Origin of the sequence: Halorubrum sp. SS7 (assembly GCF_005435055.1) — an archaeon.
GTDB lineage: Archaea > Halobacteriota > Halobacteria > Halobacteriales > Haloferacaceae > Halorubrum > Halorubrum salinarum.
Map to the genome: position 1 here is coordinate 1 of NZ_SGXV01000302.1, position 470 is coordinate 470.

At 68.5% G+C, this 470-nt stretch carries 1 pseudogene; it reads left to right on the plus strand.

The window, feature by feature from the left end:
• A pseudogene (locus EXE44_RS18130) lies at positions 1 to 470 on the plus strand (preprotein translocase subunit SecD); the annotation flags it as partial.

Sequence of the window (470 nt, forward strand, 5' to 3'; positions counted from 1 at the left end):
GGAGGTGATCGACCTCCTCGAGGAGCGCGGGACCGTCCGGATCGACATCGCGTACCCCGAGGGCAACGGCACCGCCGTTCAGGAGGGCGTGTTGATCCAAGACGACTTCGAGGAGATCTGCACCGCGACACAGCGGGATCGGGGCACGGGCGCGTACGTTCCGGTCACCGTTCGGAACACCGCTCCGGACGGCGAGCAGTCGCCGGCGCACGCCTTCCAAGCGGCCGTGGTTCAGCGCGGCTTCCCGCAGGCGTACGAATCGCGGGGCGATACGTGCCGGTACAACCCGGAGACGGGCGAGACGACGACCCCGTGCCTCCTGCTCGTCGTCGACGGCGATGTCGTCAACTCCTTCGGGATGGCCCCCGACCTCGCGGACAGCATGGCGCGCGGTTCGTGGGCCGAAACCGGCAACTTCCGGCTCACCACCGGAAACTTCTCCGAGGCCCGGTCCATCTCGCTGAACCTCC